Raw genomic sequence first — 16,124 nt, forward strand, 5'->3', positions numbered from 1 at the left:
AGAGAGCCCGAAAGCCGTCGATCGTTATCCGATCCGCGGCCAGCGGACAAGTGCCGGTGGAAGCACCGCTCTCGACAAGCGTGGTGGTACCCATACAGCCTAACGGTACATCGGCGGTTCGCCATATCGCCACGACCGGGTTATCGGCGCTATAACCGGGCGATCCCGCTTCCGGTTGTAAGGCGACATGATGGCACGGCTGTTGACGCTGCTTTGGGTTCTGGTGGTGATGGCATTTGCGGCCGGTCCGGTCCGTGCCGACTATACGCCGCCCGGCGCCCTCTCCGACGCTTCCGCCTATGCCAACGGGCTGCTGCTGAAATCGCCGCCGCAACCGAAACCGCAGGTGATCGCCGATTTGCTGAAGCAGGCGCGCGCCGCCCGCGACCGCAAGGACATGGCCGGCGCCATCCAGGCCTATGAGAAGACGATCACCCAGGGCGGCGGCTCCCCGTCGGTCTGGCTGGAGCTGAGCGCCGTCTGGCAGGCCGCCACCCCGCCCAACCGGGACCGCGCGCTGCAAAGCGCCGTGATGGCCGGCCAGTTCAACCCGAAGGACGAGGAGCGGGTCGCCATCCTCTGGCGCATCGCCACCCTGATGGACGAGGCCTTCGGCAAGCCGGACGAGGCGGTCAAGGCGCTGAGGTCGATCCAGGAGATCGCGCCGAAGATGGAGGCCGCGACCCTCGACACCCAGGCGCCGAAGCTGGAGGAACGCATCGTCGCACTCCGCCGCAAGGCCGGGCTGGCGCTGACCGGCGTCACCGTCAATGCGGAGGGCAGCAGCCCGCGTGTTTGCTTCCAGTTCAGCGACCGGCTGAGCGGCAAGCAGGGCGTGCGCTTCGACGACTATGTCCGGGTGGAGCCGGCGACCAAGACCGCCATCGAGACGCGCGACAACAGCCTGTGCCTGCGCGGCGTCACCCATGGTTCCGGCTACACCGTCACCCTGCGCCAGGGTCTGCCCGGCGAGGACGGGGTGAACCTGAAAGCCGACGAGACCCAGCGCGTGCGCGTGCCCGACCGGCCGTCGATGGCGGCCTTCCGCGGCTCCGCCTACATCCTGCCGCGCAAGGGGGCCGACGGCATCCCGGTGGTCAGCGTCAACACCGACCGGCTCGACGTGTCGGTCTACCGCATCGCCGACCGGGCGCTGGTGTCCAACAAGTATGAAGGCAACATCTTCAACGAGCTGACCAGCTACTCCGCCGACCGGCTCGCCCAGGAGAATGGCGAGCTGGTGTGGTCCGGCTCGCTGGAGGTGAAGGGGGAGCGCAACCGCGACACCACCGCGGCGATCCCGTTCCGGCAGGCGGTGGGCGACGATCCCAAGGCCGGCCTCTATGTCGTCACCGCCCGCCCGCATGACGTGGAGGAGTCCGACCGCTGGGAGGCGCTGGCGACCCAGTGGGTGCTGCTGTCCGACATCGGCCTGACCAGCTTCCGCGGCGCCGATGGGCTGACCGTCTTCGCCCGCTCCTTCGGCACGGCCAAGCCGCTGCCGGGGGTCGATGTGGCGCTGGTCGCCCGCAACAACACCGAACTGGCCCGTGTCAAGACTGACGAGTTCGGCCGCGCCCGCTTCGCCCCCGGCCTGTTGAAGACCGGCGGCAACGCACCCGAGATGGCGATGGCCTATCTCGGCACCGATTTCGCCATGCAGGATCTGACCGGCGCCGCCTTCGACCTCAGCGACCGCGGGGTCGGCGGGCGTCCGGCGCCGGGACCGATGGACGCCTTCGTCTATGCCGACCGTGGCGTCTACCGCCAGGGCGAGACGGTGAACCTGTCGATCCTGCTGCGCGACGACAAGACCGAGGCGGTCGACAACTTCCCGCTGACGGTGAAGGTCCTGCGGCCCAGCGGCACCGAATATTACAGCGGCGCCCTGAAGGGCCAGGAGGCCGGCGGCTTCTTCCTGCCGCTGACCCTGACCCGCACCGCACCGCTCGGCGGCTGGGAGGTGCAGGTCTACAGCGACCCGAAGGGCGAGCCGATCGGCCGCGGCTCCTTCCAGGTCGAGGATTTCGTGCCGATCAAGCTGGCGCTCGACGTGACCGCCAGCGCGCCGATCCTGGTTCCGGGCCAGCCCTTCGAGGTGACGGCGCAGGGCCGCTTCCTCTACGGCCCGCCGGCCGCCGGGCTGGAGGGCACCGCCGAGGTGGCGCTGAAGACCGACCCGATGCCCTATCCGGCCTTCAAGGACTATCGTTTCGGCCGGGTGCAGGACAACCCGACCGAGCGGCTCGACCCGCTGGAATTCCCGACCACCGACGAGCAGGGCGTGTCGCACATCGCCGTGACCCTGCCGGAGGTGCCTGACACCAGCAAGCCGCTGCGCGCCGACATCCGCGTCACCCTGTCCGAGCCGGGCGGGCGCCCGGTCCACAAGTCGGTCAGCGTGCCGGTGTGGCCCAAGACCCATGCGCTGGGCCTGCGCCCGCGCTTCTCCGACGGGCGCGTCGGCGAGGGCGGCGATGCCGCCTTCGATCTGGTCGCCGTGGCGCCGGACGGCAGCGCCGTCGCCAAGCCCGGCATCAAGTGGGAGCTGGTCGAGGAACGGGTGTCCTTCGTCTGGTTCCGCCGCGACGGCCGTTACAGCTACAACGCCACGGTGCGCGACATCCCGCTGGCCTCGGGCAGCGTCGATGTCGCCGCCGACAAGCCGGCGGTGGTGGCGCTTGGCAAGCGCGACTTCGGCCGCTACCGGCTGGAGGTGACGGACAAGGCGGCGGGCGTGGCCAGCTCCTACCGCTTCTATTCCGGCTGGGCCAGCGGCGACGAGACCGCCGACATCCCGGACAAGCTGGAGGTCTCCACCGACAAGCAGTCCTACAAGCCGGGCGAGACCGCCCGCATCCGGGTGGCGCCGCCCTTCGCCGGCGAACTGCTGGTGACGGTGGCGACCGACCGCATCTTCGACGTGCGCACCATCTCGGTTCCGGCCGAAGGCGCGACGGTGGAGATCCCGGTCGATGCCGCCTGGGGTCCGGGCGCCTATGTGACCGCCACCGCCTACCGCCCGCCGGTCAAGGGCCGCGAACGTCAGCCGGTGCGCGCCATGGGTGTGGCCTGGGTCGGCGTCGATCCGTCGGTGCGCACCATGACCGTCACGCTCGACGCGCCGCAGGTGATGCGCCCGCGCAGCCGGCTGGAGGTCGGGGTGAAGGTCGCCGCCGCCGATGGCGGGAAGATCGAGGACACCTATGTCACGCTGGCCGCGGTGGACGAGGGCATCCTGCGCCTGACCGACTTCGCCAGCCCGCAGCCGGAGAAGCATTATTTCGGCAAGCGGCGGCTGGGGCTGGACATCCGCGACGATTACGGCCGGCTGATCGACCCGCTCGACGGTCCCTATGGCGCCATGCGCCAGGGCGGTGATTCGAGCGGCGCCGGACTGCCGGTGGTGCCCTTCACCGTGGTCTCGCTGTTCCACGGGCCGGTCAAGGTCGGCGCCGACGGCACCGCCCGCATCGGCTTCGACGTGCCGGACTTCAACGGCGAACTCCGGCTGATGGCGGTGGCCTACAGCCGCGGCCGTGTCGGCTCCGCCGCCGGGCCGGTGACGGTGCGCGATCCGCTGGTCGCCGACGCCATCCTGCCGCGCTTCCTCGCCCCCGGCGACGACAGCCGCGTTACCTTGTCGCTGCACAATGTCGAGGCGGCTGCTGGCACCTATGAGGTCGCCGTCACCGCCCAGGACGCGGTGGCGGTGGAGGGCGGCAATCTGTCGGTTCCGCTGGCGAAGGGCGAGCGCAAGACGCTGATCGTGCCGCTGAAGGGTGTGGCCGCCGGCATCGGCCATGTCGCCGTGGCGGTGAAGGGGCCGGAGAATTTGTCGCTGAACCACGACTACGGCATCACCGTCCGCCCGGCGCGGTCGGTGGAGACCCAGTTCGTCACCCGCCAGATCGCTCCGGGCGAAAGCGTCCGCTTCGACGGGGCCGAGCTTGCGACCTACCTGCCGGGAACCACCAGCTGGTCGGCCAGCTTCACCACCGCACCGCCCTTCGACGTCGCCGGCATCCTGCGGGCGCTCGACCGCTACCCGTTCGGCTGCCTGGAGCAGACGGTCAGCCGCGCCCTGCCGCTGCTGGTGGTGCGCGACGTCGAACTGGCGCTGGGCAAGGACCGCAAGCCCGACGACGGGCTGGAGGCGCGGGTCCAGCAGGCGATCTCCCGCACGCTGGACAAGCAGCGCTTCGACGGCGCCTTCGGCCTGTGGGGGGCGAATGACGAGGCCGACGGCTGGCTGACCGCCTATGCCGCCGAGTTCCTCGTCCGCGCCAAGCAGAAGGGCGAGGCGGTTCCCGACAAGCCCTTGACCGACGCCCTGAACTGGCTGCGCCAGCGCGCCATCGCCAGCGCGTCGGAGCCGGGGGATCTGGCGGTGCGCGCCTATGCCCTGCACACGCTGGCGCTGGCCGGCGTCTCGCTGCCGGGCCCGGCGCGCTACCTGCACGACACAGCACTGGAGAAGCTGCCGACGCCGCTCGCCAAGGGGCAGCTCGGTGCGGCGCTCGCCCGCATGGGCGACCAGGAGCGGGCGGCCAGCGCCTTCGACAGCGCGGTCGGCCATCTGGCACGTGAGGAATGGCACGTCGATTACGGCTCGACCGTGCGCGACTCCGCGGCCCTGGTGGCGCTGATGACCGAGGTCAACATGGCCGGCACCCGCATCCCGGCGCTGATCGACCGCCTGCCGGCGTCGGCCACCGCCGCCAACCGCACCAACACGCAGGAAAAGGCGTGGTCGGTGCTGGCTGCCGACGCGCTGCTGCGCGGCGCGCCGGCCAAGGCGGAGATGACGCTGGGCGGTGCGAAGAAGGACGGCGCGCGGGTCGATCTGACCCCGACGCTGGCCCAGCTGAAGGCCGGCATCCCGGTCGCCAACGCCGGCAAGGCGGCGGTCTGGCAGGCGGTGTCGCTGTCTGGTGTGCCGGTGGCGCCGCAGCCGGCGGCGCGCGAGGGGCTGCGCATCAAGCGCAACTTCTTCACCCGCAAGGGCGAGGTGCTGAACCTCGACACCATCAAGCAAAACGACGTGTTCGTCGTCGTGCTGGAGGGCGAGGCCAACACCAAGCTGTTCCACCAGGGCATGGTGACCCATGCGCTGCCCGCCGGCTGGGAGATCGAGAACGCCAAGCTGGGCGGCGGCACGCCGGAGGAGATGGCGTGGCTGGGCGACCTCAGCTACACCCGCACGACCGAGGCGCGCGACGACCGCTATGTCGCCGCGGTGGATTTGACGGAGGACCAGCAGACCTTCAAGCTGGCCTTCATCGTCCGCGCCATCACCCCCGGCACCTACGAGCTGCCGGGTGCGACGGTGGAGGACATGTACAAGCCGCGCTTCTTCGCCCGCCAGACCACCGGGCGGATCACCGTCCGTCCGGCGGAGTGACGATTGGCGCCGGGTTGGGTGCGTAATGTCTGGGTAAGGCGGGCGGGGGTGGCGGTGGCCGCCCTTGCCGCCCTGATGGGGACGGCGCTGCTGCTCGACCGGCTGTTCCCGCCGCCGCTCGACCGGCTGGCCGACCTGTCGGTGACTGTCACCGACCGCAAGGGCCAGCCGCTCCGCGTCTTCACCAACGCGGCCGGCGCGTGGCGGCTGCCGGCGACGGTGGACGATGTCTCGCCGCTGTTCGTCGAGCTGCTGCTGGCCTACGAGGACCGGCGCTTTGAAAACCATGCCGGCGTCGATCCGCTGGCGGTGCTGCGCGCGGCGGGACAGAATCTGGGGGCGGGGCGGGTGGTCTCCGGCGCCTCCACCATCACCATGCAGGTCGCCCGCCTGCTGGAGCCGCGGCCACGGACCTTCAGCGCCAAGCTGATCGAGGCGGCGCGGGCGGCCCAGCTGGAATGGCGCTACGGCAAGCGCGACATCCTCGGCATGTATCTGACGCTCGCCCCCTATGGCGGCAACATCGAAGGCATCCGCGCCGCCTCTCTGATGCTGTTGGGCAAGGCGCCGATTGAACTGGACGCGGCGGAGGCGGCGCTGCTGGTCTCGCTGCCGCAATCGCCCTCCCACCTGCGCCCCGACCGCTATCCGGAGCGGGCGCGGGCGGCGCGCGACAAGGTGCTGGACCGGGTGGCGGAAGCGGGCGCGCTGCCGCCCAAAGCGGTGGCGGAGGCCAAGACCCTGCCGGTGCCCTCGGCCCGGCTGCCGCTGCCGGCATCATCCCCGCATCTGGCCGACCGGTTGCGCAGCGCCAATCCCGGACGGGCGCAGATCGCCACCACCATCGACGGCACCCTGCAACAGGCGGTCGAGGCGCTGGGCCGGAAGACGGCGGAAACGCTGAACCCGCAGGCCGGGCTGGCGGTGCTGGTGGTCGACAACCGCGACCGCTCGGTGCTGGCCTATCTCGGCAGCCCCAACGCGCTGGACGAGACACGGCAGGGCCCCATCGACATGGTGCGGGCGGTGCGCTCGCCCGGATCGGCGCTGAAGCCCTTCATCTATGGGCTGGGCTTCGACGACGGCATCATCCACCCGCTGACCCAGATCGCCGACGTCTCCACCCGCTTCGGCGACTGGGCGCCGCGCAATTTCGACCGCAGCTTCACCGGCGACCTGACGGTGATGGAGGCGCTGCAACGCTCGCTGAACGTCCCGGCGGTGCTGGTGCTCGACCGCGTCGGGCCGCTGCGCTTCGCCGAGGCGTTGCGCAAGGCCGGTGCCCGGCTGGTGCTGCCGGGCGGCACAACGCTGCCGGGGCTGCCGGTGGCGCTGGGCGGGGCGTCGATCAGCCTGTGGGACATGACCATGCTTTACAGCGGGCTGGCGCGCGACGGGCTGGTGGCGCCGCTGCGCGCCAGGCTGGACGAGCCCGGCGGGGCGGAGCAGCGGCTGCTGTCGGCCACCGCGGCGCAGCAGGTCCGTGCCATCCTGGAAGGCTCGCCGCCGCCGCCGGGGGTGGTGCAGGCGCAGGAGCTGCGCGGCAGCGGGCCGGTGGCGCTGAAGACCGGTACCAGCTACGGCTTCCGCGACGCCTGGGCCTTCGGCGTCACCGGGCGCTATACGGTCGGCGTGTGGGTCGGGCGGCCGGACGGCACGCCCAGCCCCGACCATTACGGCCGCAACACCGCCGCTCCGCTGCTGTTCGAGGTCTTCGACCGGCTGCCGGCCGAGCGCGGCCGTCCCGCCGGCCCGGTCAGGAACGAGGCGCCGCCGGAGCTGCTGCGCCACCTGCGGCCGGGCGAGGTCGAACTGGCCGGGCCGCGCCAGAACCGACCGGCTGCGCCTGACCTTCCCGGTCAGCGACATGGTGCTGGAGGCACTGGGCCCTGATGGCAAGGGGGAGCCGATGACCCTGACCGCCACCGGCGGGCGTCGCCCGCTATCCTGGCTGATCGACGGGCGGCGCATCGCCCAGTCACCGATTGCCCGCGACGTGGTTTGGCGTCCGGACGGGCCGGGGGTGGTGCGGGTCACCGTGCTGGACGCCGACGGCCGCAGCGACAGCGCGACCGTCGAGATTCGCTGAAACCGCTGGAGTGTGATCGGTTCAAGCGGGATCGCTTGAAGCGTGAATCACACGAAGAACCAAAAGCTTAGAGACTGTCTGGTGCTTCAATGAGCACCAGACAGTCTCTAAGACGCGCGGCGCAGTCCGAAGGGGGCGTCGTCGCGCCCGCTCCACACCCGCGTGCGGACGCGCATCTGCTTCTGGCAATCCGCCGAGCAATAGAGCGGTGCCGGCCCCCGCGTGGACGGACGGACGAAGGGACGGCCGCAGCAGGCGCAATGCAGCGGACGGGTCGCGGTGTGCAGAAGGGTGGCCGAACGGGCGGGGGCGGACATCTCGGGAGTGTTTTCTTGGTTTCGGGTGACGGCCAATATAGGGGCAGTGTGTTGCAGTTCCATGCTCGGGAAAACGCCTAGGACGGAATGGGTAGACGCCCTGTCCGGCGGTCGGAGGCGGTTGACCGGCTCCCACCGAGGGCCTATTTGGAAAGGCTGACAACAAGCGGGAGCGGTGCGGTGCCGATGCGCGTCGCCGACTGGATGCGGAGGCTGAGCGGGGTCGCGGGGGCGCTGGTCCTCGTGATGCTCGGCCTGCTGCTGTGGTCGGGCAATGCCGCCGCTGCCTGTCCGCATGATGCGCCGGCCGCCATGGCGGTGCACGGCGTGCCGCACGCGGCCGCCATGGATGGAATGGACCATGGCCGCCCCGCGCCGGGCCGGACGCATCACGCGACCCAGCCTTGCTGCGCCGGCATGGCCTGTGCCCCCATGGTCGTCGGTTTGCCAAGCGCCGGTCTGACGACCCCGGTCGGCTCCACCGGGCTGCGCTTGCGGTGGACGACCGGACTGTTGCGTGAAGGGCTTGGGGTGCGGCCCGACCTGCCGCCGCCGCGGCTGGGATGATGCCGGCGCGCCGCTGGGCTTCCGCGGCGCCTTTCCTTATCCCCTTTTCATCCGAATCTTCGGAGTCCGTCATGACTCTCGCGCTTTCGCGCCGCCGTCTGCTGTCGACGGCGGTCGCCGGCGGCTGTGCCGCCCTGCTTCCCGCCTTTCCGCGTTCCGTCTTTGCCGCCAGTCCGGTGGAGGATGCCGTCCGGCTGACCGTCGACCGCCGCACGCTCGACGTGAACGGCAAGGCGGCCGGCGTGTTCGGCATCCGCCAGCCCGACGGCACCCATGGGCTGACCCTCGATCCCGGCCGGCGCTTCGTCGTCGATCTCGCCAACCGGGCGGGCGAGGACTCGATCATCCACTGGCACGGCCAGACGCCGCCCTATGTCCAGGACGGTGTCGTCGACAACAACCGTCCGGCGATCCGCGACGGCGAGTCGGTCCGCTACGACTTCGCGCCCCGCACCGGCACCCATTGGATGCACTCCCATCACGGGATGCAGGAACAGCTGCTGATGGCGGCCCCGCTGGTGGTCCGCAGCGCAGAGGATGTGCGCACCGACGAGCAGGAGGTGACACTCCTACTGCACGACTTCACCTTCCGCGACCCGGCGGAACTGCTGGCCTCCCTGGGTGCGCCGGCCGGCGGAACGGCCCATGGCGGGCACGGCCAGATGGATCACGGTGCCATGAGCACTGGCGCCATGAATCACGGCGTGATGAACCATGGCTCAATGGATCACGGACAGGCGGGACATGGTTCGGCGCATGGCTCTGGGCATGGCATGAGCGGCATGTCCGGCGGCATGGCGATGGACCTGAACGACGTCGAGTACGACGCCTACCTCGCGAACGATCGCACGCTCGCCGACCCCGAACTGGTCCGGGTGGAACGGGGCGGACGGGTGCGGCTGCGCATCATCAACGGCGCCACCTCGACCGCCTTCCATCTCGACCTCGGGCGGCTGACCGGGCAGGTGATCGCCGCCGACGGCAACCCGGTGCAGCCGGTTGCCGGCAGCCGCTTCGCCATGAGCATGGGCCAGCGGCTGGACATCCGCCTCACCGTGCCGGCCGAGGGCGGCGCCTTCCCGATCCTGGCTCTGCGCGAAGGGGCGGTGCAGCGCACCGGCATCATCCTTGCCACCCCCGGCGCTGCGGTGGAGAAAATCGCGACGACCGGGGAGACGCAGACCGATCCGCTCGACCTGTCGCTGGAACGGCAACTGATCGCCATCATGCCGCTGGCGGCGCGTACAGCCGACCTGACGCGGCGGATGCAGTTGACCGGCTCGATGGCGCCCTATGTCTGGAGCCTGGACGGTCTGACCTTCGGGGCGCACCGGCCTTTGACGGTCCGCCAGGGCCAGCGGGTGGAGCTGACCTTCGAGAATGCGTCGATGATGGCGCATCCCATGCACCTGCACGGCCATCATTTCCAGGTGGTGGCCATCGACGGCCGGCCGGTGGCGGGGGCGGTGCGCGACACCGTCCTGGTGCCGATGATGGGCAGCGTCACCGTCGCCTTCGACGCCGACAACCCCGGCCGCTGGCCGCTGCATTGCCACAACCTGCTGCACATGGCGACGGGGATGATGACGGAGGTGGTCTACGAGGGGGTGGGGTGAGGACGCTCCCAGTCCCTCAGTAATGCGGCGGCGGCCGGTCGTCCTGCGGGGAGGCGATGGCGTATTCCGCCGCCTCCACCCGGTCGCGCATGCGCCTCATCTGGGCGGTCAGGCGGTCGATGGTCTGGCCCTGGGCGAAGATGACCTCCGACATCTCCTCCGCCATGCGCTCGTGATGCGCGAGGCGGCTTTCCAGATCGGCGAGGCGTTGTTCGAGGGCAGGATCCATAGGGCACCGATGACAGGAAGGAAAATCGGGGAACGGGCCGCAAGATGGACCATTCCCCGCTCCGGGTCGAGGTGCCTTTCCGCTCACGCCATGGCGGTGGTGCCGGCCAGCCAGCCGGACAGGCCGGTCAGCACCAGCACGGTCAGGCTGGCCAGCCGCAGGGTCAGCGGCGCCATCGCCAGCCCGCCCATCAGCTTGTCGTTGCGCAGCAGCACCAGCATCGGGATCAGGATGAAGGGCAGGGTCAGGGCCAGCACCACCTGACTCAGCACCAGCAAGCCATCCACCGCCCCGTCCCCGGCGCTGCCCAGCACCGCCAATGCCGGGATCAGCGAGGCGCCGCGGGTGATCAGCGCACGGGTGACCGGGCGCAGTCGCAGGTTCAGGAAGCCCTCCGTCACCATCTGCCCGGCCATGGTGCCGGTGGTGGTGGAGCTTTGGCCGGCGGCCAGCAGGGCGATGGCGAAGACCAGGGCGGCGACGCCGCCGATGCTGCTGCCCAGCAGGGCGTGGGCGTCCTCGATGCCGGGGGAGGCGCCGGCAGCCGCCCCCTGGAAGGCCACGGCGGCGACGGCCAGGATGGCGCCGTTGACCAGACCGGCCAGCGCCAGAGCGGTCGACAAGTCGATGGTCAGCCAGCGCGCGGCCTGCCGCCGCTCCTCCTCCGTCTTGACCTCGGCCAACCGGGCCTGCACCAGACCGGAATGCAGGAACAGATTGTGCGGCATGACGGTGGCGCCGATGATGCCCAGCGACAGGTACAGCATCTCGGGATTGCGAGCCAATTCGACGCTTGGCACCAGACCGGCCAGCAGGGCGCCGGGGTCGGGGCGGGCAATCGCCAACTCCCAGGCGAAGCAGACGACGACCACGCTCATCAGCGCGCCGACCACCAGTTCGGGCGCACGGCCGCGGGCGCCGGGCAGGGCCAGGATGCCGAAGGTCAGCACGGCGGAGATCACCACCCCGGCCATGATCGGGATGCCGAACAGCAGCTTCAGCGCGATGGCGCTGCCCAGCAGCTCGGCCAGATCGGTGGCGATCATCGCCAGCTCCGAGACCGCCCAGACCAGCATCGCCACCGGCCGCGGGAAACGCTGGCGGATCAGCCGGGCCAGATCGGTGCCGGTCGCCAGCGTCAGCCGGACGATCAGCCCCTGCAGGAAGATGCCGGCCAGACTGGCGATCAGCACCGCCGACAGCAGGGCGAAGCCGAAGCTGGAGCCCGCCGCGATGTCCGTCGCCCAGTTGCCGGGATCCATGTAGCCGACCGCCACCACGAAGCCGGGGCCGAGCATGGTCCAGAACCGGCGTCCCACCGCAGGGGAGCGGGTGGGGACGGTGTCGGCGATGGTGGGGGATGCGGTCTTCACGCCGGTTGCTCCTGAACGGGACGGCCGGAGGGCTTGGCCGCCGATGCAACAGTGGCAGGGTCTTTCGATAGCGTCCAATCGACGTTTTCTAACGTGGCGATAGGCGCTTGCTATCGATGTGGTGACCGAGCCAAGTCTGGTCCAGTTCAGAACAGCAGGGCGTCCCCTTCGTTCGCAGTGCAGCAGTGCCATGAGGGCGAATTTCGCCGGGAACCAATCCTCCTCACTCAATCCCCCGTTGTCAGCGGCGGCGCGGACCGAAGCGCTTGCGCGGGGCGCCGCGGAAGCCGGCGGCCGGCGGCGGCTCGCGGCGGCGGGCACGGGACGCCAGCGCTTCGGACAGGCGCTGGCCGATGGCGTCGCGGGCGCTGCGCACCCGGTCGCGGTCGGGCAGGGCGTCCGGGAACTTGCGCGACGCCCAGAAATAAAGGTCGCAGGCGCGCGACGCCGCCTCCAGCACATCGGCGGCCAGCCCGTCGAGCCGCGCCGGGATCAGTCGGCCGAGCGGCAGCCTTTCTCCGGCCTCCACCGCGTCGAGGATCGCGGCGAACACCTTGGCATCCTCCGCATCTTCCAGGTCGGCGGGGGCGAGCAGCAGGTCGAGCTTGGCGGTGAGCGCCAGCCGGCGGGCATCCAGCATGGGTGCTGCCCGGCGCAGCGCCGACAGGTCGGCCAGCCGGAAGGGGGAGCCGGATGTCGCGGCGCTGCCGAAGCACTCCACCAGCAGCCGGGTCTCGTCGCTGTCGATGTGGCTGGCGAGACGGGCCAACATGGCGCGGGTCGGGCGGACGGGCAGGGGAGCGTCGGCGCGCAGGCGGCGGTCGGGCGCCTCCAGCAGGCGTTTCAGCGTGGCGGGGGTGCCGCGGGCGATGACGCCGAAATGCCCCTCCTCGAACTGGCCGAAGCGGCCGGCGCGGCCGGCGATCTGCTTCACCTCGGTGGCACTCAGCGGGCGGACGCCGCTGCCGTCGAACTTCTCCAGGGCGGTGAACAACACCCGGCGGCAGGGCAGGTTCAGCCCCATGCCGATGGCGTCGGTCGCCACCACCACATCCGCCTCGCCGGACAGGAAACGGGCCGCCTCGCGCCGCCGCACCGCCGGGGCCAGCGCGCCGTAGATGGCGGCGACCGACAGCCCCTGGGCCAGCAGCGTGTCGCGGACGCTGTGCACCTCGCGGCGGGAGAAGGCGATCAGCGCGTCGCCGCGCTCCACCTCCGCCCACTCCAGCCGGCGGTCGAGCATCGACAGCGGGGTCTTGCGCTCAAGCTCCACCACCTCCAGCGGTTCGCCGAGATGGGCGGCGGCGCGCTCCACCAGCGGCCGGACCTCCGGCGCGCCGAGGATGTAGACGGTCTCCGCCGGCACGCCCATCAGGGCGGCGGTCCAGGCCCAGCCGCGCGCCGGGTCGGCCAGCATCTGGATCTCGTCGATCACCGCGACCTCGACGGGGCGGTCGGGGTCCATCACCTCGATGGTGGAGGCGGTGTGGCGGGCGCCGGGGGTGCGGATTTCCTCCTCGCCGGTGATCAGCGTTGTTGGGGTGCCTTCGCCGTTCAGCCGCTCCATCACCTCCAGCGCCAGCAGGCGCAGCGGCGCCAGATAGACGCCGTCGCGCGCTTCGCGCAGCGCGGTGATGGCACGGTGGGTCTTGCCCGAGTTGGTCGGGCCGATCACCAGCACCAGACGGCGGTTCATGCCGCGCGCCACCGGGAACAGCCGTTCGAAGCGCGAGAAGTCGAAATGGCGGTCGACATAGAGCCGGCCGCGCCCCTCCGCCCGCTCGCGGCGCCACTGGTCGTATTCGCGGTCCCAGCGGTCGAGCAGCTCGTCGGCGTCGCTGCGGTTGCGGGCGGCCTTGCCCAGCCGGTCGGCGAGGCTGGCGAAGCCCCACTCCGGGTCGTCACCGGCCCGCTCGGCCAGATCGCGCAGCCGGGTGGCGACCCGCGACAGGGTGTCGTCCAGTGCTGCGCGCAGGGCCGGGTCATGGTCCAGCCGGGCCGACAGCTCCCCATCGGACAGGTCCGACAGCTCCAGCGCGTCGAAGGTCCGGGAAACCTGCAAGCGGATCGCCGGGGACAGGCCGGGCCAGGGCAGCTCGTCGCTGCGCACGGCGCGGACGCGGGTGCGGTCCTCGCAGGACAGCAGGGTGGTGTGGCCGCCGGCCAGCGCCCGGCGGCCCTGGGCAAGCAGCGCGTCGCGGCGGTGGGCGCGGTCGATGCGTCCGGCGATCTCCAGCAGGATGGCCGCGCGCCGCTCCGCCGGCACCAGCAGGTCGCGCTTGCCCTTCGGCAGCGGCAGGCCGAGCGCCACCAGCCCGCGCGCCTCGGCGTCGGTCATCCGCAGCAGGCCGGCCGCCCCCAGCGTCGTCACCTCCGGATGGGCGACGGCGAGGTCATGGACCAGATGCGGGTCGGCGGTGGCTGTGGCGGCCGGCGTGCCGATGTCGTCGCTCATATCGTCTGTCATGGCACCTGTCCGGACGCGATGTGGTGCAGCACGATGCCGCTGGTGGTCGCCACGTTGAGGGAATCGAAGTCGCCGGCCATCGGGATGCGCACGCTGCGGGCGCGGGCCAGCAGGGCGGGCGGCAGGCCCGGCCCTTCAGAGCCGAACAGCAGGGCGGCACGGCGCGGCGGCGTCAGGGCGGCCAGCGTCTCGGCACCGGCGGGGCTGAGCGCCACCGCCTCGAAGCCGAAGCGGTCGAGCAGGGCGAGCGGATCCTCGTCCGCGGCGAGCTTGGCCGTCGGCACCAGCAGGGTCGCCCCCACCGAAACGCGGATCGCCTTGCGGTAGAGCGGGTCGCAGCAGCCGGGATCGAGGGTCACCGCATCGGCGCCGAAAGCGGCGGCGTTGCGGAAGATGCCGCCCATATTGTCGTGGTTGCCGATGCCGAACAGCATGACGACACGGGAAACCGGCCCGCAGGCACCCAGCAGGTCGGCGACGCTCGGGACACCGGTCTTTTCCCCCACCGCCAGGATGCCGCGATGCAGGGGGAAGCCGGCGATGCGGTCCAGCACGGGCTGGGTGGCGGTATAGACCGGCGTTTCGGGCGAAAGGGCCGCCAGCATCGGCTCCAGCGCCTCCAGCCGCTTCTCGGCGATCAGCAGCGAGCGGGCCCGGTAGCGGGTGGATTGCACGAGGCTGCGCACCACCACCGCCCCTTCGGCGATGAACAGCCCGTCACGGCCGACGAGATCGCGCTCCCGCACGTCGCGGTAAGGCTCGATGCGCGGGTCTTCGGGGTCGGTGATCGGGATGACCTGATAGTGCGGGGTGGGCAAGGGGCGGCTCGGCGTCTGGGGTGTCCGCCTACTTAGTGCATGTGGCGGCGGGTTTCCAATGCCGTTCCCTGCCTGCCTCCATGGGCATACCCCCTTGCCGATGCGGAAGTCCCTGCTCATGTTGCGGTGCAGCATAAGCATTTGGAGACGTGCCGGCCATGACGATGATCCGAAAGCTGTGGAACCGTGTGTGCGGCAAGGCGACGCCTGTGCCGCCCGCCTGCCCTGCGGAACCGTTGGAACTGTCGGGGCCGGACCCTCTTCTGGCCCTGCCGCCGCCCAGGCCAACGCTGGCGCTGGCCTTGCAGGGCGGCGGTGCGCATGGCGCCTTCACCTGGGGCGTGCTCGACCGGCTGCTGGAGGAGGACATCCGGCTGGTCGGGGTCAGCGGGGCCAGCGCCGGGGCGATGAACGCCGCCATGCTGGCCCAGGGCTGGGCACGCGGTGGATGCAGTGGGGCGCGGGCCGAACTGGCGACTTTCTGGGAGCGGGTCAGCGCCGCCGGGCGGCTGGGGCCGATCCGGCCGAGCGTGACCGACCGGCTGCTCGGCCGCTGGAATGTCGATCACGCGCCGGGAACCCATATGGTCGATTGGGCACGGCGCTGGGTCAGCCCCTATCGGACCCAATCGGCGGATTTCCACCCGCTGCGCGGCCTGCTGGCCGAGATGGTCGAACCGGAGCTGATCCGGCGGAGCGGGCTGCGGCTGTTCGTCAGCGCCACCACTGTGCGGACCGGAGCCCTGCGGCTGTTCGACGAGACGGAGCTGGAGGTCGATCACCTGCTGGCCTCGGCTTGCCTGCCCAGCCTGTTCCGCGCGGTGCGGATCGACGGCCAGGATTATTGGGATGGCGGCTATCTCGCCAACCCGCCGCTGTCGCCGCTGGCGGCGGCCTGTCCCGGCGCAGACCTGCTGGTGGTGACGATCAACCCCTTCACCTGCGCCACCACGCCGGAGGATCCGGCCGGCATCGCCGCCCGCCTCAACCAGATCACCTTCAACGCCGCCCTGTTGCAGGAGATGCGCTGCCTGTCCGCCCGCGGCGACGCCCCGCGCCTGCACATGATCGGCGCCGACGAGCATCTCCAGGATCTGGGGCTCTATTCAAAGCTGATGACCGACTGGAGCTTCCTGAACTGGCTGCGCGACGCCGGGCGCGAGGCGGCGGGGCGCTGGGTCGAGGAGAACATGCGGGCCGTCGGCGTCGGCAGTTCGGTGCGGACCCCGGCCCTGGCCTGACCC

Annotated in this window: 11 protein-coding genes; 6 read left to right on the forward strand and 5 right to left on the reverse strand. The window is 71.0% G+C overall.

The features are described 5' to 3' along the window. Nucleotides 1-187: 187 nt before the first annotated feature. The 3 genes from ACWPN8_RS07145 to ACWPN8_RS07155 are packed head-to-tail and all read left to right on the forward strand — an operon-like array spanning nucleotide 188 to nucleotide 7,493. A complete protein-coding gene (locus tag ACWPN8_RS07145; protein ID WP_492240328.1) occupies nucleotides 188-5,404 on the forward strand; it encodes an MG2 domain-containing protein in 5,217 nt (1,738 codons plus the stop codon). Between the two features lie 18 nt (nucleotides 5,405-5,422). Further along, complete coding sequence (gene pbpC, locus ACWPN8_RS07150) at nucleotides 5,423-7,297, forward strand: penicillin-binding protein 1C (protein WP_492240329.1); 1,875 nt, start codon at nucleotides 5,423-5,425, stop codon at nucleotides 7,295-7,297. Beyond that, complete coding sequence (locus tag ACWPN8_RS07155) at nucleotides 7,272-7,493, forward strand: hypothetical protein (RefSeq protein WP_492240330.1); 222 nt, start codon at nucleotides 7,272-7,274, stop codon at nucleotides 7,491-7,493. Before pbpC ends, ACWPN8_RS07155 begins: the two co-directional genes overlap by 26 nt. 107 nt (nucleotides 7,494-7,600) lie before the next feature. Here ACWPN8_RS07155 and ACWPN8_RS07160 read toward each other — a convergent pair whose 3' ends face one another. After that, a complete protein-coding gene (locus ACWPN8_RS07160; protein ID WP_109452014.1) occupies nucleotides 7,601-7,810 on the reverse strand; it encodes a hypothetical protein in 210 nt (69 codons plus the stop codon). 186 nt (nucleotides 7,811-7,996) lie between these two features. Here ACWPN8_RS07160 and ACWPN8_RS07165 point away from each other — a divergent pair, with 186 nt between their 5' ends. Together ACWPN8_RS07165 and ACWPN8_RS07170 are read left to right on the forward strand one after the other, a co-directional pair. Next, nucleotides 7,997-8,377, forward strand: coding sequence for a hypothetical protein (locus tag ACWPN8_RS07165; RefSeq protein ID WP_492240331.1), 381 nt, complete (start codon nucleotides 7,997-7,999; stop codon nucleotides 8,375-8,377). A gap of 71 nt (nucleotides 8,378-8,448) precedes the next feature. Then, on the forward strand, nucleotides 8,449-9,993 hold the full coding sequence (locus ACWPN8_RS07170; protein ID WP_492240332.1) for a multicopper oxidase family protein: 1,545 nt from the start codon (nucleotides 8,449-8,451) through the stop codon (nucleotides 9,991-9,993). Nucleotides 9,994-10,009: 16 nt separating this feature from the next. On the opposite strand, the gene ACWPN8_RS07175 is transcribed toward ACWPN8_RS07170, so the two are convergent. The 4 genes from ACWPN8_RS07175 to ACWPN8_RS07190 all read right to left on the reverse strand — a co-directional run bounded on the left by ACWPN8_RS07175 (nucleotide 10,010) and on the right by ACWPN8_RS07190 (nucleotide 14,880). Continuing rightward, entirely contained in the window at nucleotides 10,010-10,222 is a 213-nt protein-coding gene (locus ACWPN8_RS07175) for a SlyX family protein (protein WP_109452008.1), read from the reverse strand. An 83-nt stretch (nucleotides 10,223-10,305) separates the two neighbouring features. After that, the gene (locus tag ACWPN8_RS07180) at nucleotides 10,306-11,595 is read right to left on the reverse strand and encodes an Nramp family divalent metal transporter (RefSeq protein ID WP_492240333.1); all 1,290 of its coding nucleotides are present in this window, start codon (nucleotides 11,593-11,595) and stop codon (nucleotides 10,306-10,308) included. A 241-nt stretch (nucleotides 11,596-11,836) separates the two neighbouring features. Continuing rightward, nucleotides 11,837-14,062 (reverse strand): helicase-related protein, encoded by a 2,226-nt coding sequence (locus tag ACWPN8_RS07185; RefSeq protein ID WP_492240334.1) that lies wholly within the window; start codon nucleotides 14,060-14,062, stop codon nucleotides 11,837-11,839. Further along, nucleotides 14,059-14,880, reverse strand: coding sequence for a TrmH family RNA methyltransferase (locus tag ACWPN8_RS07190; RefSeq protein ID WP_492240335.1), 822 nt, complete (start codon nucleotides 14,878-14,880; stop codon nucleotides 14,059-14,061). Before ACWPN8_RS07190 ends, ACWPN8_RS07185 begins: the two co-directional genes overlap by 4 nt. Before the next feature lie 158 nt (nucleotides 14,881-15,038). On the opposite strand from ACWPN8_RS07190, the gene ACWPN8_RS07195 reads away from it, so the two are divergent. Beyond that, on the forward strand, nucleotides 15,039-16,121 hold the full coding sequence (locus tag ACWPN8_RS07195) for a patatin-like phospholipase family protein (protein WP_492240336.1): 1,083 nt from the start codon (nucleotides 15,039-15,041) through the stop codon (nucleotides 16,119-16,121). Nucleotides 16,122-16,124 lie beyond the last annotated feature (3 nt).

This window comes from Azospirillum sp. UENF 112521 (assembly GCF_058780665.1).